Annotated in this window: 24 protein-coding genes and 1 tRNA gene; 15 read left to right on the forward strand and 10 right to left on the reverse strand. The window is 46.4% G+C overall.

Going from position 1 to position 24,034, the window contains the following annotated elements:
* From O8C65_07120 to coaBC, 3 genes are all read right to left on the reverse strand, one after another.
* Positions 1-2,133, reverse strand: a 2,133-nt coding sequence (locus tag O8C65_07120; protein ID MCZ7356688.1) for an S-layer protein domain-containing protein, incomplete at its 3' end; no start/stop codon positions are given.
* A 180-nt stretch (positions 2,134-2,313) separates the two neighbouring features.
* Positions 2,314-2,604 carry a hypothetical protein gene (locus O8C65_07125; protein ID MCZ7356689.1) on the reverse strand — a complete coding sequence of 97 codons (291 nt, stop codon included), beginning with the start codon at positions 2,602-2,604 and terminating at the stop codon, positions 2,314-2,316.
* On the reverse strand, positions 2,601-3,797 hold the full coding sequence (coaBC, locus tag O8C65_07130) for a bifunctional phosphopantothenoylcysteine decarboxylase/phosphopantothenate--cysteine ligase CoaBC (GenBank protein MCZ7356690.1): 1,197 nt from the start codon (positions 3,795-3,797) through the stop codon (positions 2,601-2,603). Before coaBC ends, O8C65_07125 begins: the two co-directional genes overlap by 4 nt.
* A 99-nt stretch (positions 3,798-3,896) precedes the next feature.
* Here coaBC and O8C65_07135 point away from each other — a divergent pair, with 99 nt between their 5' ends.
* From O8C65_07135 to O8C65_07165, 7 genes are all read left to right on the forward strand, one after another.
* A complete protein-coding gene (locus tag O8C65_07135; protein ID MCZ7356691.1) occupies positions 3,897-4,568 on the forward strand; it encodes a DUF166 domain-containing protein in 672 nt (223 codons plus the stop codon).
* Positions 4,569-5,795 carry an NADP-dependent malic enzyme gene (locus O8C65_07140; protein ID MCZ7356692.1) on the forward strand — a complete coding sequence of 409 codons (1,227 nt, stop codon included), beginning with the start codon at positions 4,569-4,571 and terminating at the stop codon, positions 5,793-5,795. It abuts the gene before it with no gap.
* Complete coding sequence (locus O8C65_07145; protein MCZ7356693.1) at positions 5,792-6,394, forward strand: rhomboid family intramembrane serine protease; 603 nt, start codon at positions 5,792-5,794, stop codon at positions 6,392-6,394. The genes O8C65_07140 and O8C65_07145 overlap by 4 nt, the downstream gene beginning before the upstream one ends.
* 10 nt (positions 6,395-6,404) lie before the next feature.
* Positions 6,405-8,114: a DNA polymerase/3'-5' exonuclease PolX gene (gene polX, locus O8C65_07150; protein ID MCZ7356694.1), complete on the forward strand. Its 1,710-nt coding sequence runs from the start codon at positions 6,405-6,407 to the stop codon at positions 8,112-8,114.
* A 190-nt stretch (positions 8,115-8,304) separates the two neighbouring features.
* Complete coding sequence (locus tag O8C65_07155) at positions 8,305-10,335, forward strand: ATP-binding protein (protein MCZ7356695.1); 2,031 nt, start codon at positions 8,305-8,307, stop codon at positions 10,333-10,335.
* 237 nt (positions 10,336-10,572) lie between these two features.
* Positions 10,573-10,644, forward strand: a tRNA-Gly gene (locus tag O8C65_07160).
* Positions 10,645-10,867: 223 nt separating this feature from the next.
* Positions 10,868-11,140 (forward strand): hypothetical protein, encoded by a 273-nt coding sequence (locus O8C65_07165; protein ID MCZ7356696.1) that lies wholly within the window; start codon positions 10,868-10,870, stop codon positions 11,138-11,140.
* 76 nt (positions 11,141-11,216) lie between these two features.
* On the opposite strand, the gene O8C65_07170 is transcribed toward O8C65_07165, so the two are convergent.
* Positions 11,217-12,323 (reverse strand): ORC1-type DNA replication protein, encoded by a 1,107-nt coding sequence (locus O8C65_07170; protein ID MCZ7356697.1) that lies wholly within the window; start codon positions 12,321-12,323, stop codon positions 11,217-11,219.
* Positions 12,324-12,577: 254 nt separating this feature from the next.
* Between O8C65_07170 and O8C65_07175 the strand changes: the two genes are divergently transcribed.
* The 5 genes from O8C65_07175 (at position 12,578) to O8C65_07195 (ending at position 15,815) form a co-directional block, all read left to right on the forward strand.
* Positions 12,578-12,895, forward strand: a complete 318-nt coding sequence (locus O8C65_07175) for a helix-turn-helix domain-containing protein (GenBank protein MCZ7356698.1) — start codon at positions 12,578-12,580, stop codon at positions 12,893-12,895.
* Between the two features lie 31 nt (positions 12,896-12,926).
* Positions 12,927-13,541 carry a hypothetical protein gene (locus O8C65_07180; GenBank protein ID MCZ7356699.1) on the forward strand — a complete coding sequence of 205 codons (615 nt, stop codon included), beginning with the start codon at positions 12,927-12,929 and terminating at the stop codon, positions 13,539-13,541.
* Positions 13,542-13,587: 46 nt separating this feature from the next.
* Complete coding sequence (locus O8C65_07185) at positions 13,588-14,334, forward strand: succinate dehydrogenase/fumarate reductase iron-sulfur subunit (protein MCZ7356700.1); 747 nt, start codon at positions 13,588-13,590, stop codon at positions 14,332-14,334.
* A gap of 2 nt (positions 14,335-14,336) precedes the next feature.
* Positions 14,337-14,675, forward strand: coding sequence for a hypothetical protein (locus tag O8C65_07190; GenBank protein ID MCZ7356701.1), 339 nt, complete (start codon positions 14,337-14,339; stop codon positions 14,673-14,675).
* A 69-nt stretch (positions 14,676-14,744) separates the two neighbouring features.
* Positions 14,745-15,815, forward strand: a complete 1,071-nt coding sequence (locus tag O8C65_07195; GenBank protein ID MCZ7356702.1) for an AI-2E family transporter — start codon at positions 14,745-14,747, stop codon at positions 15,813-15,815.
* A gap of 62 nt (positions 15,816-15,877) precedes the next feature.
* Here O8C65_07195 and ileS read toward each other — a convergent pair whose 3' ends face one another.
* Positions 15,878-19,024 carry an isoleucine--tRNA ligase gene (ileS, locus tag O8C65_07200; GenBank protein MCZ7356703.1) on the reverse strand — a complete coding sequence of 1,049 codons (3,147 nt, stop codon included), beginning with the start codon at positions 19,022-19,024 and terminating at the stop codon, positions 15,878-15,880.
* Between the two features lie 124 nt (positions 19,025-19,148).
* Here ileS and O8C65_07205 point away from each other — a divergent pair, with 124 nt between their 5' ends.
* A complete protein-coding gene (locus O8C65_07205; GenBank protein ID MCZ7356704.1) occupies positions 19,149-19,367 on the forward strand; it encodes a hypothetical protein in 219 nt (72 codons plus the stop codon).
* Between the two features lie 7 nt (positions 19,368-19,374).
* Here O8C65_07205 and hypA read toward each other — a convergent pair whose 3' ends face one another.
* The 3 genes from hypA to O8C65_07220 form a co-directional block, all read right to left on the reverse strand.
* Positions 19,375-19,740, reverse strand: coding sequence for a hydrogenase maturation nickel metallochaperone HypA (gene hypA / locus O8C65_07210; protein MCZ7356705.1), 366 nt, complete (start codon positions 19,738-19,740; stop codon positions 19,375-19,377).
* Between the two features lie 4 nt (positions 19,741-19,744).
* Positions 19,745-20,752 carry a hypothetical protein gene (locus tag O8C65_07215; protein MCZ7356706.1) on the reverse strand — a complete coding sequence of 336 codons (1,008 nt, stop codon included), beginning with the start codon at positions 20,750-20,752 and terminating at the stop codon, positions 19,745-19,747.
* Between the two features lie 95 nt (positions 20,753-20,847).
* A complete protein-coding gene (locus O8C65_07220) occupies positions 20,848-21,351 on the reverse strand; it encodes a hypothetical protein (GenBank protein ID MCZ7356707.1) in 504 nt (167 codons plus the stop codon).
* 73 nt (positions 21,352-21,424) lie between these two features.
* Between O8C65_07220 and O8C65_07225 the strand changes: the two genes are divergently transcribed.
* Together O8C65_07225 and O8C65_07230 are read left to right on the forward strand one after the other, a co-directional pair.
* Entirely contained in the window at positions 21,425-21,955 is a 531-nt protein-coding gene (locus O8C65_07225; protein ID MCZ7356708.1) for a hypothetical protein, read from the forward strand.
* Positions 21,956-22,486: a DUF84 family protein gene (locus O8C65_07230; GenBank protein ID MCZ7356709.1), complete on the forward strand. Its 531-nt coding sequence runs from the start codon at positions 21,956-21,958 to the stop codon at positions 22,484-22,486.
* A gap of 95 nt (positions 22,487-22,581) precedes the next feature.
* Here O8C65_07230 and O8C65_07235 read toward each other — a convergent pair whose 3' ends face one another.
* Positions 22,582-23,520, reverse strand: a complete 939-nt coding sequence (locus O8C65_07235) for an NADP-dependent oxidoreductase (GenBank protein MCZ7356710.1) — start codon at positions 23,518-23,520, stop codon at positions 22,582-22,584.
* Between the two features lie 351 nt (positions 23,521-23,871).
* Positions 23,872-24,027 (reverse strand): hypothetical protein, encoded by a 156-nt coding sequence (locus tag O8C65_07240; protein ID MCZ7356711.1) that lies wholly within the window; start codon positions 24,025-24,027, stop codon positions 23,872-23,874.
* Positions 24,028-24,034 lie beyond the last annotated feature (7 nt).

A 24,034-nucleotide genomic window follows, 5' to 3' on the forward strand; every position in this document is an offset into this window, starting at 1 on the left:
GTTTAGAGGAGTTCCTGGATCTACTACGTTCCCATCTTTTAACAGGGAGATGAGCATTGTCCGGGCACTCAGATCTATATCCACTGCCTTCAGGACATAGCCTTCCTGCAGGGGCAGGGTACTGCCAACTGATATGGTGCGTTTGAGGTCTTCATCCATAAGCACCTTGTGAAGCTGTCCCTGGGCAAGAGCGCTCTTTCCTGCAAAAGTGGTGCTTGGTTGTGCATTTGCAATAGTGGTATTGGATGTATATCCCGCGAAGTACTTGTCAGCCATAAAGCCTATGACCTGATAACTGCCGAAACCTGAGTAGCCGAATTGTACTTCTTCTGGCGTCGTGTCATATACTATGTTGCCTGCGTTGATTCTTCTATCCGTGTAGCTATTCATCTGCATCGTAATGCTTTCGTTGCCAACATCACTATTAATGTCATAATAAAACCCTGAGAAGCTCATGGGGTTCCATGTGTATTTGAGAGAGAACAGGTCAGGTCTGCTGCCGTCCCACACGCGGTTGCCCGCAAGGTAGGTCTTGGAGTGGACTGTCCAGTTCCAGTATGTCGATCCACTACCGTTTGCGTTAGTAGCTATGACCGAGACATTGTAGTTCGCGGATGAAGAAGGAGTATTGGTAAATAAGGTTTGAACTCCCGCCAAGACCAATCCGGTATTGTTAGCCTGAGAAGATCCTATGTACCATGTTACATTCGCATCCTGGCTCACGGTTATTTTGAAGGTCTGAGATACGGTTCCGATGGTCTCGACATTTACTCCAGTTGGGTCTACTTTGGTTATTACCGGTTTTGGAGAAACTGCAGCCACAAAAGGAGACAGGCTTGAGACTGTTCCACTTACCATGTCATTACCAGTATTAACCGCGGTCGTTACGTTATCCCATTTATTTGTTGAATCATTCCAATGATACAGTCTAATGTCAGATTCAATAAAACCTGAAGGCAATAACGCTGGATTATATTTTAAACTGACTGTGATGGGAGATGCAACTGTTGCTGTGGTTGATATGTTGAAATAATTGTTGCTTACCGATGTATAACCTGTGGGGAGGGAATGAGATGAATCGACTGTTTCAAGTGTGTTCCCCGGTGCAGAAACGCTTGCGAATGTAACCGAGGAATTCGTCGAGATAGTTACTGTTACCTGACTTGCGCTCGCCGGTGTGTTGGGGTCGGTGGTCGCTATTAAACTCGTTCCGGTCTCATTCACATTACCTGTTGCATCGACTGTCTTTACCAAGATTTCGTATGTAGTGAAAGAATTAAGACCAGTTATATTGTAAGAATTCGTTGTACTTATCGATGTGTTGCCTATCCAGCTACCATTTTTAAAGATGGCTACATGATGAAAATCGGGGTCTGTAGGGTTCGTCCAATTGATCAATAACCATGTCGTACCATTCCCAGTAATCATGAGATTAGTGACATTTGCTGGCGCTGTCGTATCAGGAGCTTGTGTAACAGTCCATGTCCATGTTTTCACAGCGGAGCCATTTGAATTGGAAGCGTTCGCTATAACTGTATGTACTACTCCTATTCCTGCAGTATTATTAGAATATTCAGCCTTAGTGCCTATAGGAACGGATAGGTTGGATAGCGGAACTACCACTCCATCAATTGTCCAGCTTACATCAACTATTTGATCCGCCGTAACATTAAAAGCCTGCAATCCACCAAGATATGAGGTCCAGGTTAAAGGTGGATTGAACGAGGTTATGCTTGGAGGACTTGCTGGAATGGCATTCACTATGAAAGAAGCATCTATCGATGATATAACATCGGTTCCGTTCTTGGCAGTAAAATTATAGTTATGTGTAGCGTTGCTCAAGGGACCGATACCACTAATTGTATATGTCTTGCCATCTGCCGTATTTACATCCAGAGAATCCATTGGATTCATCGCGTGATCAATTCCATCAAGGGTCAATTTTACGTAATCTGCCGTGCCATTGGCATCATCTTTGAAAGTGACAGTAAAGGTAAAAGTTGTTGTTGTGTCTCCAGATGGTGGCGAAACGGTTCCACTTATTAAGCTTAGCGGCGCTGCCATCGCAATTAAAGCAGCGCTCAGCATCAGCAGTACTAGAATTATTCCCTTAATATATCTCTTCATTACCATAATTACCCCTTCAGCTCATTTTTTCAATTATCCTCGTCTCTCTTGCCCGGTCATCATGCCATAAAAATGCAATATGATAGGGTATTCTTTCACTAAGAACTCATTATATAAATAATTTCTGTGACAAAAGTCAACCCGCCAGCAGTTTAATGATAATCCGCATTGAAATGTCCGTATTGACTATTCCTTTCCGAGCATCTTTTCCAGCAATTCAAATCTCTTTAAAGCAAGCTCCTTGCTCGCTATGCGTCTTATTATCGCCCGCCCGGTATCGAAAACTATTATTTTCTCAACCGGAGAGTTGGTCAGTATAAGCATTTCGTTATCAGGCGTTACCTGGACATTATCAAAATATTTTTTGAGTTCGGTGAGCGCCTGCGGGGTGATATTTATATTCCCAAGCTCGGCTTCCCCGCTGAACAGATCCTCTTCCTGTTTCGTAAAACAAGGCTCGATCGTAATTATTTTCATTGGCAGATAATAGCCTCGACCTTATTCATTATCTCTTTTGCTATTTCTGGTTTGGTGCCGGAGACACGCTTTACCTCGCCATCGATCATATAAACGTCATTATCCTCTGTCCCCATCCCGCCTCTTGCTACGTCATTCGCCACGACCATGGCAAGTCCTGATGCCTCCATGGACTCCCGCGCGCGCTTTATCAATTCATTTTCCGTTACACCTGTTTCAGCCTTAAAGCCAATGATCTTGAGGCCTGGATACTTGATACGGACCTGGCTGATGAGCTTTGGCGCAGGTTTCATGGTCAATGTGAAGTTCTTGTCCGATTTTATCTTCTCCCTGGAAGCGGCAACCGTGAAATCCGATATGGCGGCTGCGCTTATGAGAAGGTCGTACTTCTTATCCAGCTCTTCAAGTACGGTATCTGTCATATCCTTCGCACTCTCGGCATTGAATTCGCATATCCCCTGCATCCCCAGGCAGCCCCTGTGAACAAGAGTAACATCTGCGCCTCTCCTGAAAGCCTCAAGCGCAAGCTCGACACCTGTCTTGCCAGAGGCGCGGTTGGTGATAATTCTTATCGGATCAATAGCCTCGGCTGTCGCGCCCCCTGTGATAAGGATGCGTTTGCCCTTTAGTGTTTTTTTACCAAGTGTTCTCTCTACCCGCAGGACGATCTCTTCCTTAGATGCAATTTTCGCCGCACCCTCTTCCATTACAGGATTGATGAATTCCACCCCTAATTCCGCCAGTTTTCCCATGTTCTCGATAACGATGGGATGGTTGTACATGGATTCATGCATTGCAGGCACGATCATTATCGGAATTCCCGAGCCGAACGCAGTTGTTGCAAATGTCGTAACAGGAGTGTCATCTATACCGTGTGCTATCTTACCTATCGTGTTCGCAGTGCAGGGTGCAATAAGCAGAAGATGCGCTATGCCCCCGATACCGCAGAATTCCACATGCTCTACGACGCCAGTTATTTCAGTGATCACGGATTTGCCTGTGGCATAGCGCATCGTTTCATGATGTATGATCTTCTGGGCATCCTTTGTCATTACGGCATGCACTTCTGCACCATGCCTCATCAGCTCCCGTGCAAGCTCAACGCATCTGACAGCTGCAATACTACCTGTTATCCCGAGGGCGATAGTTTTTCCGTGCAGCGAGGTAGATGATTGAAAAATTTGTGCGCTCATCGCATTCCTCTTTGGTTCAAAAAGATAAGAATGTTTTGATGATCTCAGTCCTTTTTAAACTCCACAAGACCAAAATACTAATGCGACAATTATAATTCAATGATTTCAATCGGGGTAATCTCCAGAGGAAAATACGGGCTTCGTCTAATCGAAAACATCAGGAAAAATTCAGAGTTCATGGTTTCTTCAATAGAAATACCCGAATATCTTCCCGATTTTATAGAAGATCCCTCTGATTTTGTAGAATCCCTGCATCTGGATAAGAATATATTTTCACGCGACCTCGTTATAGCATATACACTCCATCCCGATCTTACACCGGAAATCATTCGCCTTGCAGGGGAAAATGGGGCTCATTCCGTGATCATCGCTGGCGGGACCGCGCAGGCCGGTGGACAATCCGAGCTCATGAGACTTTCCAAAAAATACAAAATGCACATCGAGGTGCATGAAATATGCTGCGATATCGAGAAAAGTGGCGACAAGGTTGTGGACGAATTCGCGTCATGTTTCGGAAGACCCGAACTGAAAATTACCACAGAGAATGGTCTTATTGCTAAAGTGGAGGTTATTCGCGGCGCGCCCTGCGGGAGCACGGAACATATGGCAAAAGGTATCGCCTGGATGGATAAAGGGAATGCCCCGACAAGAGCCGGGCTTCTCGTGCAGCAGTACCCGTGCAGAGCCCTCCGCGGCATCAAAGGCGGAATACATAAGGCTGCAAGGTTACATAAGGAAGCAATAGAAAAAGCTCTACAGGAGAGTGGTTAGATGAAAGAACCGATATATGAGGAATCATTGCGGTTCCATGAACTGCACCAGGGGAAAATAGCTTTGAAAAGCAAAGTGAGCATAAGAACAAAAAATGACATGTGCCTGGCCTATACGCCTGGGGTTGCCGGGCCCTGCATGCGAATCCATTCTAACAGCGATGACGTATATCGCTATACCTCCAAAGGGAATTTTGTAGCTGTTGTCAGCGACGGCACATCCGTGTTGGGTCTGGGGGATATTGGCCCTCTTGCGGCTATCCCTGTGATGGAAGGAAAAGCCATGCTTTTCAAGGTTTTCGCTGGAGTGGATGCTTTCCCAATATGCCTTGACACAAGGGACACGGATGACGTGATAAATTCGGTAAAGAACATAGCGCCTGTTTTCGGGGGTATCAACCTTGAAGATATAGGCGCTCCCCGGTGTTTCGAGATCGAGGCGCGCTTAAAGGGATTACTTGATATCCCTGTATTCCACGACGACCAGCATGGCGCCGCCACTGTGGCGCTTGCGGGGTTGATCAATGCTTTGAACGTCGTGGGTAAGAAATTTGCTGAAATAAAAGTTGTCATCAGCGGAGCGGGGGCAGCAGGCACTGCGACTGCAAAGATCTTGTTGAATAAAGGTGTCAGGAACATTCTTGTGTGCGATTCCACAGGCATAATATCTAAAAGCAGAACTGGATTGAACTTCGCAAAAATAGAGCTTGCTGAGCTCACGAACAGGGATAATGAAACCGGCATGCTTGCCGATGCAATGGCTGGAGCAGATGTTTTCATAGGTCTTTCTGTGGGCGGTTTAGTTTCAAGGAAAATGGTGCGTTCCATGGCTGAAGATGCAATTGTTCTACCTCTTGCGAATCCGGAACCTGAGATAATGCCTGCGGAGGCTAAAAGAGCCGGTGCCCGCATCGTTGGGACCGGGCGTGCGGATTTCCCCAATCAGATCAATAATTCCCTCGGCTTTCCCGGGATATTCAGGGGGGCGCTCGATGTAAGAGCAACAGATATCAATGAAGAAATGAAAATGGCTTGTGCCTGTACACTTGCTTCGCTTGTGCCAGAGCCTTCTGAAGATGACATCATACCCAGCATATTCAATCCTGAGGTTGCTCCATCCGTGGCATCTGCCGTGGCGAAAGCCGCCATGGAGAGCGGGGTTGCAAGGATACGCATGACTCCGGAGGAAGTTGCAGAGCATACCAGAAAGCTTGTAAGGGAACAATGATAACGGCCATTCTAATACTTCTGTGCACGATGTTCAGCCTTTATGCCTGGACATCACCGCATAATCTCGCTTTCAGTGGATCCGCCCTTTTTAATGGGGATTATTATACCCTGGTGTCAGGGCTCTTCGTTCATGCAAACCTTGTCCATTTGCTCGGGAACATGGTTTTCCTCTTCATTTTCGGCAACATGCTTGAAAATGAGGTGGGCAACCTGAGGACAGGCGCCGTGTTCTTTGCGGGCGGTATCCTATCGTTTGTCCTGAGCATTCCGTTCTATCCAGATTCGATAATGGTGGGGGCGTCGGCTGCGATTTTTGCTGTCATGGCAGCATTGTTACTCGTACGCCCTCCTGCGTATTCACTGCAATTCCTTTCTCCCATGGGACCGCTTGTGATAGTATTCCTTATATTCAATGTTGTCGCAATCGAAAATGGCGCGTCGGGGAATGTGGCATACATCTCGCATGTTATAGGGTTCGTAATCGGGCTTTTCTTCGGGGCGAGTTGGAACAAAAAGTGGATGGAAAGCCTGCTGTATACACTCGGGCTGCTTGTCATATATTTTGTGCTGTATAATTATTTGAAAACCGTGGTCTAGGGATAAGAATATGAGAAACGCTGAAGTGGCTACGCTTCTGTACAACATAAGCGAGCTCCTGGAAATAAAAGGGGAGATCACCTTCAAGATAAGGGCATATGCAAAGGCTGCCCGGGCCATTGAGGGCAATACTGAGGACATAGAAAAAATAGCAAGAGAAAAAAGATTGAAAGAAATTCCCGGGGTGGGGGAGAAAATTGCAGAAAAGATCGAGGAATATCTGGAAACCGGTAAGCTTGAGTCCTATGAGGACTTGAAAAAGCAGGTTCCTAAGGAGCTGCATGAGCTTTTAAAGATCCCCGGGATAGGACCGAAAACACTGCAATTCCTGCATGGCGAAATTGGGATAAAAAGCGTGGAAGATCTTGAAAAGGCGGCAAGGGAACACAGGTTAAGAAGGCTTGAGCGCTTCGGTGCGACAAAGGAAGAGAATATAATCAAGGCAATTGAAAGATACAGGCAGCGAAGCTCAAGGATACCCCTCGGGACCGCGCTTCCCCTCGTCCGTGAAATAATTGAGGCGCTTGCTAAGTCCGGGTTCATAGAAACGATCGAACCTGCGGGAAGCCTGAGAAGAAAAAAGGAAACAGTTGGTGATATCGACATCCTTGCCATTTCAAAGGATGCCCTGGCGGCCATCGAGGCATTTGTGCACTTGCCTGCAGTGAAAGAAGTGATCGTGAAAGGCCCAACAAAGGCCACTGTCATTACGCATGAAGCTATACAGGTTGACCTTCGAATAATGGAAAGCAGATCCTTCGGTACATCTTTACAGTATTTTACAGGTTCAAAAGAGCACAACATAAAATTGCGGGACCTGGCAAGGCAGAAAGGACTGAAACTCTCAGAATACGATCTGGAGGAGATCTCCACAGGCAAAAAGATCTACTGCGGAAGCGATGATGAAGTCTATAATAAGCTTGGACTTGCGCCCATCCCCCCTGAGATCAGGGAAGATACAGGTGAGATAGAAGCAGCTTTGGGAGGAAAGCTCCCAATGCTGGTGGAGAATAAAGACATCAAAGGAGATTTCCACATCCATACGGACTGGAGCGAGGGAACCAATACACTTGCGGAGATGGTCGAAGCCGCGAAAAAACTTGGATACGAATATATCGCAGTGACAGATCATTCAAAGGCAATAGGTGTTGCTCATGGGCTTAGCGAGGAAAGGCTCCTCGCCCAGATAGATGAGATACAAAAATTGAACAGGAAGCTTGAGAATTTCCGGGTCTTTACAGGCATCGAGGTGGATATAAAGGCCGATTCAAGCCTCAACTTCCCGGATAGCATCCTGAGGCAGTGCGATGTGGTGGTGGCGGCGCTGCACACAGGACAGAGACAGACAAGAAGGGAGATAACAGGCCGCCTGATAACTGCCATGGAGAATGAGAATGTGGATATAATTGCCCATCCCACAGGCAGGATCATAGGAGAGAGGGAGGCTTATGATGTAGACATCGATGCCCTTCTTGATGCTGCTGCCGGTTCGCATACGGTTCTTGAGATAAATGCCTATCCAAGCAGACTCGACCTTAGCGATGTTAATGCCCGAAAGGCGAAAAATAAGGGGATAAAGATTGCCATCGGCACTGATGCCCACAACATCGGGCATCTGGGGCTGATGGAGTTCGGGGTGAATGTAGCAAGGCGCGCCTGGCTTGAGAAGAAGGATGTGATGAATACAAGGGCAGCGGAGGACGTGAAGTTCAAGGATTGATTTTATCCATAAGGTAGGCCGATATTTCTTTTATTATTCCTTCAAGGAATATATCACTTTTTGAACTTTCCTTCCAAGGACAAATAGCTATAAATATATATCATCATAACTATTATGATAAATGGTATTCTATCAGTCAACATGAGCAGAGAACTGCAGTGATGAAACGAAAAAATGGTGATATGGTCTAATGACACCGCGAAAAAAGACTCTGATCCTAATAGGTGTCACGATTATTGGCCTGATCGCGGTACTGTACGCAACCTCGGAAATTATCCTTATGGGAGGTTTTGCGGATCTTGAGCAGCAGAATACCATCAAGAATGTCCAGCGGGCAAATGAGGCCTTATCTGACGACATCAACCAATTGAAAACAAGTACCCGTGATTGGGCATGGTGGGATGATACATATACCTTCATCCAGGACAACAATACTCAATATATCGAATCAAATCCCACTGATACGTCTTTTATTGGTCTTAGACTGAACCTTATCGTTTTTGTGAACTCCTCCGGTAAGATAGTCTTCAGTAAGGGATTTGACCTCGAGAACAACACGGAAACATCCATTCCTGAAAGCTTCCCGGAATTGCTTACCGCCGATAGCCTCCTCTTGCAGCATGCTGATACTCAAAGCAATGTAACCGGGATACTTCTTCTCCCGCAGGGGCCTATGCTAATAGCTGCACTACCTATCCTGACCGGCAAGGAGGAAGGGCCTATCCGGGGAACCCTGATCTTTGGGCGCTACCTGAACGCAGCGGAGATCGAGCGCATAGCACAGATAACTCATCAGTATATCACCATACTTCGGTTCGATGATCCCCAGCTTCCTTCAGATTTACTGGAACTTCGCACCTCTTTCTCAGAGGAAACACCCATCTTAACTGGGGTTCGGGAGGAGAGTTCGCATACGATATCAGGATACAGCCAGATAAGAGATATCTATGGGAAGCCCGCTTTATTGTTGCGCGTGGATTCTTCGAGGGCCATTTACGAGCAAGGCCAGACAACTGTTCAGTATTTCCTCGTTTCATTCCTCGCAATAGGACTCCTTTTTGGTGCTGTAATTTTTTCCCTTTCAGATAAGCTTGGTCTATCAATGCTGGCGCGACGTGAGAGTGAAGAGCGCTACAAGATTGTAATTCAGGAAGCCTCTGAAGGCATCCTGCTGGTCGACGCGGAAACCAAAAGATTCCTGGAAGCAAACGAAGCGCTTCAGAACCTTCTGGGTTACACCTCCCGAGAAATCCTAGGAATGACACTTTACGATATGATACCTCGCGACCATGAAACAGTAAACCGTTCTGTAGAAAGTATCAAAAAAGAGAAACATAAATTCCTAGGTGAACAGCGATACACCCGCAAGGACGGCTCGACCGTGGACGTTGAGGTCAGCGCCAACCTCATCACTTATGATGGAAAGGAGGTCCTGTGCGTCGTTGTGCACGATATAACTGAGCGCAAGCGCGCTGAAAACATGCGGCTTGAAAAAGAGCGAATCGTAAGTGCTGACAAAGCAAAATCTGAGTTTCTTGCAGGCATGAGCCATGAGCTTCGCACCCCCTTGAACTCGATCATCGGCTTTTCAGAACTCCTGAAGCTTCAGAAATTCGGGGAATTGGGCGAGAAACAGGCACATTATGTGGACAATGTTCTCAATAGCAGCAAATTCCTGCTTGAACTTATCAATGACATTCTTGACCTGTCAAAGATCGAAGCCGGGAAAATTGAGCTTGCCATCGAGAAAGTCTCTGTTCCCGAGACCATTAGCGAGACTCTTGTTCTTATAAAAGAAAGAGCATCAAAGCACAATATAGTCTTGAAGAAAGAGCTTGACCCGCAACTGGAATTCATAGAAGCAGATGAGAAAAGATTCAAACAGGTATTCTTCAATCTGCTAAGCAATGCAGTGAAATTCAGCAAGGAAGAAGGGGGAACCGTCACCATAGCGGCGAAAAAAGAAGGGGATATGGCCAGGTTCTCAGTCTCAGATACAGGCATAGGGATCAGGAAAGAAGATATGGGAAAACTCTTCAACAAATTCCAGCAGATTGATTCAGAAAAATCAAGAAAAGTTGAAGGAACAGGACTTGGGCTTGCGATTTCAAAGCAACTGGTTGAGATGCACGGTGGCACAATGACAGTTGAAAGCAAATATGGCGAAGGAACAACATTCACATTTGTAATCCCGATCGTGGCAAAAAGAAACCCTGATTAAGGATATTGACCAAGAGTTTCCACCATCGCCTTTAGAAAAGAAATGATCCTGGCTGAAATGAGAATTAAATGCATGTGAAAATGAAGAATACAAAGATCCCAATCCAATTCTTGCCACCCCAATAACTTTAATTGTATTGCGATTACTTCTCATTCAAATTCTTATTTCAATTAGAAAAACTATTAATACGGATTAGAATATTTAGAGAATGCCCCAACGGGTTTTATACTTCGGTTCGCGCCGGTAGTGTAGCGGTTATCACTGAGCGTTGCCAACGCTTAAACTCGGGTTCGATTCCCGACCGGCGCATCTATTGATTCGATTCTTTCAATTTGAGAATCCGAGGAAATTCACCTGGAAGCGTTATATGCAGGCCTCGTACGGGGTTTGTGACCGCATCCACGCTCGATACTCCCGGAAGGCGATAGGAGGCCAAAAATATTCTAAATTGGTAGAATACGGGCGCCATCTTATATGCATTGACCGAAAATTTTATGGTGCAACAAACCCATAATTAATATGGTGAAGAGCTATGAGAGCATATGAAGAAACACTGGACGATATAGAGAAAACATTGGGAACGGTTCCAGGCTTCATGATGGTTTTCAATCCGGAAAAACTTGTCCGTGACTGGCCTTCATGGAAGAAAGATAGTCTCGGAGAGATATACTTAGAGAGAGCAAGATACCTCCTAAGCACGGATAAAATTGTGGAAGAAATGCTGAGCGGAACCCAGGATAATGTTGTACTCACGCCCATAAAACCCCTTGCAGCCGCGGAGGCAACGCAAGAAGAAAGCGCCTAATGTTGTATTCGCACCAGTGACACAATTAGAATTGAAATCCGAAGGCCTCGAGTCTGAACTTTAGAGTTTTACCTTGCTACAACCTCACTTTTACCTCATCCACCGGATACCGCAGCGTCACCACCCTGCTTCTCCCGCGAGCTCCCTTCCCCGTGAAATCTGCATCAATAAGCTTGACAGAATTGAGCTTGTTCAGCATCTCATAGAAACGCGTGTAACCCAGATTCGTTTTGGAATGGAATTTTTCATAAAGCTCGCCTGAATTCGATTCCGATGAGTCCAGAATCAAGCCAAGAAGGGTCTTCTCGTCTTTTTTCAGCGTCCTCATTATATACGAAAGGTGCACAAGTCGTGATTTCTCATAAGCTAACTCCACATCAGAAAGTGCTATCGTCCTGCTCGCCCGCTTCTCTGCATTGAAACCGGCACGTTTCAAGAGATCTATCCCCACGCGTAAATCCCCGAGCTCAAAGGTATGCTCGGTGATCCTCTCCAGAACGCTGTCATCGAGAACATTGGGATAGAACCCGAGCTTCGCGCGGTTTGAGAGGATATCCATTATTTCATCCTTTGAATACTGCGGGAACTTTATCTCCTCGGGCAGGAAAACGGATTCGACTTTCTGGTCAAGAATGTGCGGGACCCCTGTATCGCTCAGTACAGCGATAACACCCACGCGCGCCCCAGGGTGCGTCTCATGGGCCCGCAGGAGGGAGTAGAGCACTTCATTTACCTCATTCTCATAGAACAGGTAATTCATATCATCAAGCGCAACCACAAGGACCTTCTCTTTTTCTGCGAGATATTTTGCGACCTCGCCAAACACTTTTTTGAAAGAAACACCCGAAGACGGAGGGGCATATCCGATAAGTTTTTTAAATATCTGTGAAAAAACCGCATACCGCGTGGAGTTCAATTGGCAGTTCACGAGCACAGGGACTATTTTTGGAGTATGCTTCTCGATCTCTTCGAAAACCTTAAACACTGCCGTGGTCTTCCCCGTACCCGGCGCGCCTATGCACAGGCAGTTCAGGGGGCGCGAGCCGGAGAGAGCAGGACGGATGCTATACATCAGCGCCTGTAATTGCGCATCCCTGTGAAGAAAATGCTCCGGTATATGATCAAGCTCGAACAGCTCGCTGTCTTTGAAAAGTGTCTGGTCCCAGGAGAGAAGGTCTTTCATCTGGGTAATACTTTCACCTAGCTGTAAATAAACTTTCCGAGGACATCATGTAACTTTATTACCGTCATTAATCCTTAATGTGGACAGACGCACTGTTCTCGGCCGTACATTCTATCAGTGATATTCCTGAACACGGCAAATCTGCGTTCATCCAGTTTCGGATCTTGACTATAGGAAAAAAACAAGAGCTCTTGGTAAAAAGCAGGCATATTTTGCCTAAAGATTTAAATCATATCAATGCATGCTTAACGGCAATGCCAAAAACGGAAAAACACATTTATTCAGAAACGGCAGCAGTCCAGGATCTTTATACCCACAAGATTGTGCGCTTATCCCCTTCGGTGAAACTCGTTTTCAAAGTGCTGGAGTATAAGGGATTACTCACGCAGAAGGAACTCGTGGCAGAGAGTTATCTTCCCCCGCGCACGGTGCGGTATGCACTGAGCAGGCTGAAAAAAGAAGGCATACTTGAGGAGAGGCTCTATTACAAAGATGCACGCCAGAGCCTGTATGGGGTGAAAAGCCCTGCTCCCGATGAACGCATATCCAACTTTGCATGCGGTATAGTATAGTTTTATATGTTTTCAGCTATATTTTTGAGGCATGGATAGAACCAATACCAGGGAGATAGTTCACCTGGTGGCTTCTTTAATAGTCCTCACGATAGCGTTCACCTATCCCAGCCTGAGCCCTGACAGGATGTCCATAGTGGCCATAGCCGTAGGAACAGGATTCCTTCTCCACGAACTCGCCCACAAATTCACTGCCCAGAGACACGGGTATGTGGCCGATTATGAGGCAAGTCCAACGGGACTAGTACTTGCCCTTGGTCTTTCCGTTCTCACAGGAGGAGGCTTCGTGTTCGCAGCACCGGGGGCAGTTATGATCCGTGGCAAGAAGGTCTATAGTTCTTTTGAATCACCGTACTGGGACTCGGCTCAAACAGCGAAGGAGTTCGCATACATCTCCATGTCCGGTGCTATCGTAAATCTGATACTGGCTTTCTCATTTTTAGCAGGAACTTTTTTCGTAACGCATTCAGGGCTGACATACGAGATCCTGGCCACCGGCGCACGCATCAATGCTTTCCTTGCCGCGTTCAACATGATCCCATTCGGACCGCTGGATGGGGCAAAAGTGTGGCGATACAACCGCATGCTCTGGGCAATGGTAGAAATCCCCGCGATTGTTTTGTTTATTGCTTTCGGCACATTATAGACGTACATTTGTTTTATTATCCATTAAAAGAAATTATACGTGAGCCATGAGATTCAAGATCAAGAGGTCGGACGGGCAAAATTCAAGGTTCGATTCCTTTGACGTCAAGGTAAAGCCGCACATGTCAGTACTTGAGGCGCTTTTCCAGATACAGGAAGAGCAGGACAGCTCGCTCTCGTTCAGGTATTCGTGCAGGGGTGCGGTGTGCGGCTCGTGCGCCATGCTCATCAACAAGAAACAGAGGCTTGCCTGCCGAACACAGGTTTCCGAGATCGCAGGTGAGCGTGTGATAAGCCCGGCGGCATACGGCCCCATTGCAAAACCCCTGATAAAGACAGGGGATGATATTCTCATTGAGCCACTTCCTAACCTGCCTGTCATCAAGGACCTGATAGTGGATTGGGAGCCTTTCTTCAAACATTATAGAGAAATACAGCCATGGTTCACAGGCTCTGCTGAAGCAATGATGTCCCAGGAAGATGTCAAAAAAATTGACAAATATGCTGCATGCATCCAGTGCTGTATCTGCTACGGGGCATGTCCGGTGGCTTCGCGGGACAAAGATTATCTCGGACCTGCTGCACTTGCGAAAGCCTGGAGGTTCTACGCAGACGTCCGCAACAGGGATGCTGAAAAGATACTGGATAGAGTGGACAAAAAAAATGGCGTCTGGGAATGTGATGAGGTTTACCGCTGCGTGGAAGTCTGCCCCAAACAGGTTCCTCCCACCAACGCCATCACGGGCTTCATGAGGCAAATAATTATTCATAGACTAAAAACAATATTCAGGTAACCATGGAGAAGGAAAGAGCTTACGGGACCGGTATGTGGGCATGGCTGCTCCAGCGCATCACGGGTTTCCTGCTGGTATTTTATCTGTTCATCCATGTGTGGTGGGTGCATTTCGCAGGAGTAAAGACACCATTTGATTTTATAATTAATACGCTTTTCCTGCCGGGAAAGAGCGCTATCGTGATCTTACTTCTGCTCGTGGTCCCTCATGCGCTGAACGGCTTTAGGGTTTTCGTGATCGATTTCGGAATAAAAGAGAAAACTCAGAAGATATTGTTCTGGGCGCTTATGGCTCTAGGCATCATCGTCATAATCCTGTCCTATTACAGCCGTTTCTATTAAAAAATATTTTATCATGTATAGCATCATATTGAGCTAAATATATATCCCCTGAAAACATTATTTGGAGCAATGCCAAACACTCAACTCACGGACGGCGTATCTGTTTTAATCAAACACAAGTGGAAGATCGTCCTGGCAGTAATTATTCTTCTGGTAGCTGCCATGTTCGTGAATATCATATTCCCGCTCCTTGACGGTATAATTATGGGCGTAGTGCTCGCATACGTTGCAAGGCCGCTGAAAAACTTTTTTGACAGGTACACTCCAGGAATATCTCCCTACCTCGCCACGGCTGCCATCGTCGTCCCGATTTTCCTGATAATCGGCCTGGGTATTATCGAGATTTTCAATCTGATACTCTGGGCAATCAAAAACCAGGATTATGTGGTCGGGGTGCTGCTCAGGTTTGTTGATAGGCTGGACCTTCCGGAATTCGCGCGTAATAAGATGGATGACATCATATCGAATTTTACAGACTATCTTCTGCCGTTTATAAAGCAGCTGCCTGTAGGCCAGATTGTGAAGTCTCTTGCGATCATTATCCTGAATATCCTGATCGCCATAATCCTGTGTTTCTATTTGCTCGTGGACGGCGGACGTCTTGTTGATAGGATGCTGGATATAATCCCCGACGAGATAGAGGGCTTCATGCGAAAATTCTTGAAGCACTTTGACGGCATTCTTTCCGCGCTGTTCATAGGGAATATCTACAGTGCGATCGCCGTGGGGATTTTGTCATTGATCGTTTTCTGGGCTTTCGGTTTCCCGAATGTACTGGCGCTTTCAGCCCTTATGCTAGTCGCCGCTATCGTTCCGTTCTTCGCGGGATGGATGGTGATCATTCCACTTGGTATTTACAGGTACTTTGAAATGGGGACGCAAAGTGCAGCAATATTTCTGACAGTCTCTCTCCTGATCCTGATAATCCCGCCTGAACTTTTAATAAGGCCTTATATCATCAAAACCCGCTCGAACATACATCCGATGCTGATAATCATCGCATTCCTTGGAGGCGGGCTGGTCGGAGGGATTGCGGGTTTCTTCATCGCGCCCATACTGCTCGGGGCAATAGTCTCGGCATACAGGGCGAACGAAGAACTCCGTAGGGAAGCATTAAAGCAAGCTGGACGATCAAGCTAATATCTGATGAAGGTAACAGAATAAAATCAAACCCGAGAGGATCTGTATTCAGGCTGGACTTGTTACGTTCTCGAAACCCCCATCCTCATTTTTATATCCTCGACATCCCAATCCTTCACAAGATCTCCCTGAACGTCTGCCCTGGAACAGATTTTTAGCGACTTTGCCCGGACCTCCCCGGATATGAAGTCTTTTAACTCTGTGACGAGTTCCAAAACTTTGGGCTCTTTGATCTCGACTACCGCATTTATCTCTTCTTCCACGGAAAGGTCAAGCTCCTTGCGCATATCCTGAATTCTTCGTATAACCTCGCGTGCATAGCCTTCGGATTCGATCTCGCGTGTGAGTTCCGTGTCCACATAGACAATCCCTGCCGAGAATCCGGCCTGGGCAATAGCAGGTGGGATCGTATCCCTGAAACTTACCATATCCTCTGTTATCTCCCAGTTCCCGAGTTCAAAACTGCCCTTCTCTGATATCACTTTTTTTATTATCCTGCCGTCAGCCTTTTTTAGATCTGCTATCACACTGCCCGCTTCTTTTTTGAAGGCAGGGCCTATGGTGGCGGGATTCGGTACGGCTTCCACGCCCAGCTCTTCCCAGGTTTCGCGAGTTGCCAGTAATACTATTTCCTTGGCGTTCGTCTGCTCTTTTAAAACAGATTCAAGACTTTTTACTGCGCCTGCCACCTCATCTTTCCCTGGTGCCACTATGATCCTTTTCACAGGCCATCTTAATTTTCTCTTTAATTTCTGCCTGGCATTCGATGAAGCTTCGACGATCTCCCTGATGAGGTTCATCCGGTTCTCAAGTTCTGTATCTACAAACTCCTCTTTCGGCTTTACCCAGTCGCACAGGTGAACAGTCGCGGGCGCATCGCGGTCGACATTGCGCACAAGATTCTGATACATTTCTTCTGAAACATGCGGTGCAAAAGGCGCTATCAGCTTTGTAAGGGTAACAAGGACCTCGTATAATGTGTAATATGCAGCCAGCTTGTCCGGGTCGTTAGCTTCCCGCCAGGTTCTTGGACGAATTAGCTGTATGTACCAGCGCGACAGATCCTCAAGTACAAACTCCGAGATCGGGCGGGTGGCTTTGTGGAGGTTGTATTCCGACATCGCGACATCCACCTGTTTTACGAGCGATTGCATTCTTGACAGGATCCACCTATCCTCCAACCTCAATCCTTCAGGAATTCCTTTCATTTCAAGGGGGTTGAAGTTATCTAGTATCATGTAGGGCAGCGGGAAACGGTAAACATTCCACATGATATTCAGCATCCTATGGACGTTCCCAACCTCGTCCCAGCTGAATTTAAGGTCTTCCCATGGCGCATTTTGTGAAAGCACATAAAGGCGGAGCGACTCGGCGCCGTATTTTGCCACAACTTCTTCAGGTGACACAACATTGCCCAGGCTCTTTGACATTTTCTTTCCTTCGGTGTCAAGAGTGAAACCATGCATCAGCACGCTCTTGTAAGGTGCTTTTCCGAATGCTATCATGCTTGCCCCAAGCTGTGAATAGAACCAGCCCCGTGTCTGGTCATGACCCTCAGTGATGAAATCCGCAGGCCACCACTCCCTGAATGCCTTCTCATCGTGCGGGTAATTAAGGGTCGCCCAGGAAGCTACGGCAGAATCGAACCAAACATCAAAAACGTCAGCCACCCTGCTCATCCGCCCTCCGCATCTGCATTTGATATGGATATTATCCACGTTCGGCCTGTGGAGATCGGGAAGCTTTGAAACTCCGGACCGCTTCTCAAGCTCATTTCTTGTCCCTATCACCTCTTTCTCGCCACAGGATTCGCAAACCCATACTGGAATTGGAATTCCCCAGTACCTCTGGCGCGAGATGCACCAGTCACGGGAACCCGTTACCCAATCTGCAAAGCGCGCAGATCCGGCCCAATCGGGATACCATTTGACTTTTTGAATCTCAGCTAGCATTTCTTCCTTGAGGTCAGTCACTTTCAAAAACCATTGCTCTGTGGCAAGATAGATGATGGGTGTCTTGCATCTCCAGCAGTGGCCATACCTGTGCGAGATCTTGCCGCTTGCAAGGAGCAGGTTACTATCAGTCAAGTCGTCAAGCACGACCCTGTTGGCATCTTTCACATGCATCCCTTTGTATTCTCCCGCTTCTTCGGTGTACCTGCCGTCAGAGCCCACGGGGCAAAATATCGGAAGTTTATTCTTCATCCCGAGTTCAAAGTCATCAATGCCATGCCCGGGTGCGATGTGAACGCAACCTGTGTTCTCGGCAGTGACGAAATCTGCCATGTAAACCTTATGATGGAATTCCTTTTGCCTGGGTACTTTTCCTTCCAGAGGATGGCTGTATTCAATATTGATATCCTCACCGAGCATGGTTTCAAGTATCTCGTATTCTTTGTACCTGCCCTGTTTCAGGACATTCGCCATAAGTGGCGCGGCCATTATCAGTATCTCTTCCTTCCCATCCTTTACCACCCTGATCTTTACATACTCAAAAGAAGGATGTACTGCGACTGCGATATTTGCCGGGATAGTCCATGGCGTTGTGGTCCATATAACTATGAAGGTATTCTCCTCGTTCTTGACCGGGAATTTTATATATACCGAAGGATCAGTCTCATCCCAGTATTCAACCTCTGAATCCGCTATCGCCGTTTCGCACCTTGGACACCAATTCACGACCCGCAGCCCTTTTTCAAGGAGCTTCTTCTCATGCGCCTGTTTCAGGGTCCACCAGGCTGCCTCGATATACTCATCACGCAATGTCATGTAGGGGTCTTTCCAGTTCAGCCACACGCCAAGATTCCTGAACTGGAGGGTCATCTCATCCCTGTGGGTCAGAGCAAACTCCTTGCATTTAGCTACGAAGTTACCCACACCGTATTTCTCGATATCCTTTTTTGACTTGAACCCGAGGACACCTTCCACCTTCACTTCTATCGGCAGGCCGTGCATATCCCATCCTGCCCTGTCGAGGACATGATAACCATTCATGGATCTATATCGCAGTATTGAATCCTTGATTATCTTGTTCCAGGCTGTCCCCAGATGGATCCTTCCCGTGGTATAGGGGGGGCCATCCACAAAAAAGAACTTCTTGCCGTTCTTCCTGAGTTCTCTTACGCTGGAATAAGCGTCTATTTCATCCCAGAATTTCTGGCTTTTCTGGTCTATTAGTTTTGCGTCGTACTGAGAAGCCTCTTTTAACATAAATAGAATCTCCAAAGAATTGGGGGTAGTATTGTGATAATGCAATTAAACCTTATGGTTTTAAAATTGTTGCCTGCAATACCTATTTATCCATCAAGTCCAATATTACAACTAAGGGGGAAATATGAACTGCGATATATGTGGAAGACCCACGACGAACAAGAAAGGAATATGCGACAGATGTAACAAAATAATGGACCAGGTGATAAGGGATGTCGGCCCTGATGTCTGGAACAATATCGATGATTGCAAGTATATTTATCCAATGATAAAACGCGTAGCAGAAGGAAGCCTGCGGACCCAGGATGTTGTTAACGAACTGCTGAAGGGCGAAGCTGATTAAATACCGATCATTCTATCTTGATTTTTTTGACGCAGCATTCACGACCTGCGGTTATATCCACATCCGTTTCTCCGCATTTTGGGCATTTTATTACAGGCAGGAAAAAGTGTAATTTTTCAAAGAATTCGATCTCGCCATTGTAAGAGCATTTTTTACAATTTATCAGAGGTTTGATGACTTTTATATTGTATCTTGCTCCCTCAGCCACTGTCCCGCGGGTTATAGTTTCAAAAATGAACCTCAGTTGTTCGGGATTAAGTGCCGTAAGCACTCCGACCTCGATAAAGACCTCATCCACCTTTTTGGCATCATTTTTCCTGGCGGCATCAATTACAGCATCCACAATGGCCCCGGCGATGGAGATCTCATGCATCCTGTTACCTGACGACCTCTATCTCGGATTTGAGCTGTATGCATTTAGCTGCGGCATAGAGCAATGATGAAAAAGCGCAAACTGTGCCTATACCTTTTCCAATGAGCGCATCATCCTTTTTTACTAGTGCTGTGATGTACGTGTCAAGCCTTACATCGGTGGTGATATCCCTTTTTTCAAGCTCGCTGATGAGATTATTGGCCTCTTCACCGGTATTTTTCCCTTTCCTGCAGAGTTTCGTGGGACATATCCTGCAATATTCTTTGAAAAGAGCGCCCCATTTCGGTCCCGCGATCCCGGCATGGACTTCGGCTACCACGCCTGCATAGGCTATGCAGCATTTCATCGCCTTACCGATCACTATTCCTTTTTCCTTTATCTCGCAGCAAACCCGGTCGTTCTTATAAAAGAACCAGTTCTCCATCCCGCGCTCGTACTTATCTTTACCTGTGTTGCGTTTGTCCCTGAGCTCTTCCTTTATCTTTTTGGCAAGCTCTGGCGCCCGCGGGATAGTCGCCGCCGTGCCGCACGTCGGGCAATAAGAGATCGGGCCTACAGCTATTTCTTTATCGTCTTTGTCTATGAACGCCACTTCTATTCCCCATGAATTGCGCCTGATCGCCACCCTGCCGCCGTTTTTCCAGACTTCATTATAAGCTGAAGCAACTGGAGTGACAACCCTTCCGTATCCATAGATATCCGCTACCTTTTCCATATCGATTATGCATTGCAGGGACTTTGTCAGTTCGGTTTCAATATCCTTCGGGAAGAATCCTCCTTCCACCATTGCAAACAGGATGGCAGGAGGCCAGGTTATGCCTTCCCCCTGTCCCACGACATTTCCTTCATTATCAAGGATTTTTGATCCGACGCCATCGGGTCGCTCCCAGGTAACCGCTTTACCCCCCAGCAGTGATAGCTCTTTCAGCACCTTGTGTGTTGTGCCGCAATTGCCGTCCTCTATCCGCAGCTTTCCTTCAAGGTTTTTTCTTACTCGATCTACAAAATCCATACAGATTCCTTGTTCGTAATATTACGAATTTTTATTACTTAAAGGTTGTCAATGTCTTTTAATTATGATTTTCTAACATCTCATATTAAAATTTTTCATGGAATCACTGTTATTTTCTGATGCTCGATGCGGGGGTATTCTTGTATGGAGAAATCATATGTTCCTGTCTTATTGAACATGTACTCAAAGTGCTCTCCCTGGTAGCGCATAAGCCCTGTCCTCCCTGTCCAGAGCCCTTCACTGCTTGCAATGGTGAGCGGGAAATCATAGCTGTCATCATTCATCCATCTGACTTTATCTCCTGCGCGGATAGTAAAATTCAGTATATCGAAGTAAGGAGGAAGGAAGATAGAATGATTCCCCCGGACTGCGCGTATCGTGTAAAAACCATAATCGCTGTCTATCCAGACTATATATTTTACCGGCGAAGGGATTATTGTCGGAACAGGTGATGGCATAACAGTAGTTGGGACCGCAGTCGGAGACGCGGTCGCAGTCAGACTTGCGGTTGGTGTGGGTGTCCCGACCGGAGCCTGGACACAGCCGAGAAAAACAGAAGACAGGACTGCAAGCACAAGAACAGTTTTGATTATTTTCATGCCCTCACCATAAAACAATGTTGTTACTTATCATAAATAATATTATCTATTAAGACAAACTATTCAAATCCAAATGACCATCCAGATAGACGACCAGGGCTGGGGCACACCTGTGGGAGGGGTGGGTATTATCGTCATCCGCAAAGAAACGGAGGAATTATATTACGACATAATTCCTATTGAGAATTTCAACATCCAGACGTTTAAAAAGAAAAATTACCTCTATGGCGCACAGAGTATTGTGGAGAATGGATTTAATAAACTAAAAGTCTCCAAGAATGAGGAGATAGAGATATGCCCGGGATGCATCCATGATAAAACCGTTGAATGGCTGAAAAATGAGGGCTTCAGATTCTCGGTGGTCAAAATCAACGGACTTGCCCAGCATAAAGGGGAAAAGCTGTTCGTAGAATATCTTCGAAAACTGGGTGTTCCGAACCCTCCCGCTATTGTTGATGAGACCGTTGATGAATACAAAACTCAGTTCTTCTACCTTATGGACTGGGTAAGGAAAGATCCGGAAGGGAGGGAGCATCTCTGCAAAACCGGCTGGAAATATTTCATCAAATTCTTCAAAACCCTGGAGAAAAATCAGGATAATTGAATGAAAATGCCCGGAATGAAAAATTGCATCAAAGTGGCTTCACTGAACAAAAATAAGATCGATGCCGTGAAAGAAGTCTTCCCCTCGTACAATGTTGAAGGCCTTGCATGCAGATCCGGGGTCAAGGAGCAACCCCTCGGCCTTCCCGAGATCATTCATGGCGCGATCTTCAGGGCCAAAGCGGTTTTTGATGCGTGTGAATACTCAGTGGGAATAGAGGACGGCATGGCCCCTGTCCCTGAGACACAGAGCGGGTACATGAACTTCTGTTGCTGCGCCATCTACGATGGAAGAAGAGTTTATCTTGGTCTTGGGCCCGCATTTGAATATCCGCCCCAGTGCACAAAAAGGGTGGTGGATGAAGGGATAACGATATCTGAGGCTTTTACTCCCATCTCAAGCAAACCGGAAATCGGTTACGAAGAAGGCATCATTGGCTGGCTCACGAAAGGGAGGATAAACAGGAAGGATTATACGAAGGCGGCAGTTGAGATGGCAAGGGTCCAGATAGATAATGCCGAATTATTTTGAGACAAGATTCCACGCTATCGGTGACCCAATTTTTCTGATACGAACTGCTTGGCAAGGTCAAAGCATCTTTAAAGGCATTCAAAATTTATGAATAGTCAGGTTTTCTTTATCTTTAAGACAACCTTACCTCGCGGATGTCCATTTTGCAGATACTCGAGTGCTTCTACTGCCTCTTCCAGAGGAAATGTCTTGTCAACATGCACTTTGACGACACGTTTATCTGCGAGTTCGGCCAGTTTGGACAGTCGTTCACTGTTCACCTGCGTGAATTGTGCTATGGCATTTACCCCATATCGTTTCATGAGTTCAGAACGAGGCTGCTCCAGCATAGAAACGATTATACCACCTTTCTTGAGCACTGTGAAAGATTTAACGTACGTCTCGCCGCCCACTGTGTCAAAAACCGCGTCATAGTTGCGTATAAGATTGTCGAAGGACTGATTCTTGTAATCTATAGCTTCATCTGCCCCCAATTCTTTGACATACTGTAGATCTTTCGCGCTCGCTGTTGTCGCCACATATGCTCCCAGATTTTTAGCAAGCTGGATGGCGATTGTCCCTATGCCGCCCGCGCCACCGTGGATGAGGATCTTTTTGCCTTTGGAAAGACCCATATGATCAACGAGTGCCTGCCAGGCGCTTACCCCTGTAAGCGGCGATGCGGCTGCTTCAACATGACTGAAGTTCTTTGGTTTACGTGCCGTGGCCTTTGCATCTGCTGAAGCATATTCTGCGAATGACCCGCCGTTTAAGACGCTGGCCTGCCCGAAAACCTCATCGCCTTTTTTGAAACCGGAAATGCCTTCTCCGACTTCTACTATTACGCCTGAAAAATCCATTCCCAAGGTTGCTGGGAACTTCAATGGCATCATTTGCTGCATATATCCTTCGCGGATCTTCCAATCGACAGGATTTACCCCGGCTGCATATACCTCCACGAGAAGCTGTCCACGAGATACCGTGGGTTTTGGTGCATTTTTGTTGATCTCGACAACTTCACTGCCTCCATACTTTTTAATCTGCGCAGCTTTCATATTTCTCACTCCCTGTTATTTAAAGGAAGGTCTTCTAGCTTTAAATATTTAACCAAGTTGGTTCGGAAGGGTTGATGTCATTTCAATGTCCAAAAAAATATAGGTGCATGTTCTCCAACGAGCTGTTGTGTTTCTGGCACGAAACCCATGCTTTTCTTTGCTATTCAAGCTGTTCCTTTACTATCTTTTCCTCCATTGATATTTCCTCCAATCTTTAATGTTGTGAACCACTAACTCAGATCTGACTCAATTCTTTTTGTAAATGTCTCGACGATTTTTTTCCTGATAATCAATTTATTGTATCCACTCAAGACTGCGGTTCGACCGATTAAACAATGGCTTTCCGATCAGTTAACAGGACATGCCTTCAAGTCCGCTGTATTTATTGACTATCGGACAGTTGTAATAATTTTCTGTGCCGCAGTAGTTTGCTATTTCAGATTGAGCAGGCTTATGATATTTCGGGTCAAGCATGCATCGCGAGTTTTTAAAGTTCGGACATCCCATATATATC

Origin of the sequence: Candidatus Methanoperedens sp. (assembly GCA_027460535.1) — an archaeon.
In the GTDB taxonomy this organism is placed as follows: Archaea; Halobacteriota; Methanosarcinia; order Methanosarcinales; family Methanoperedenaceae; genus Methanoperedens.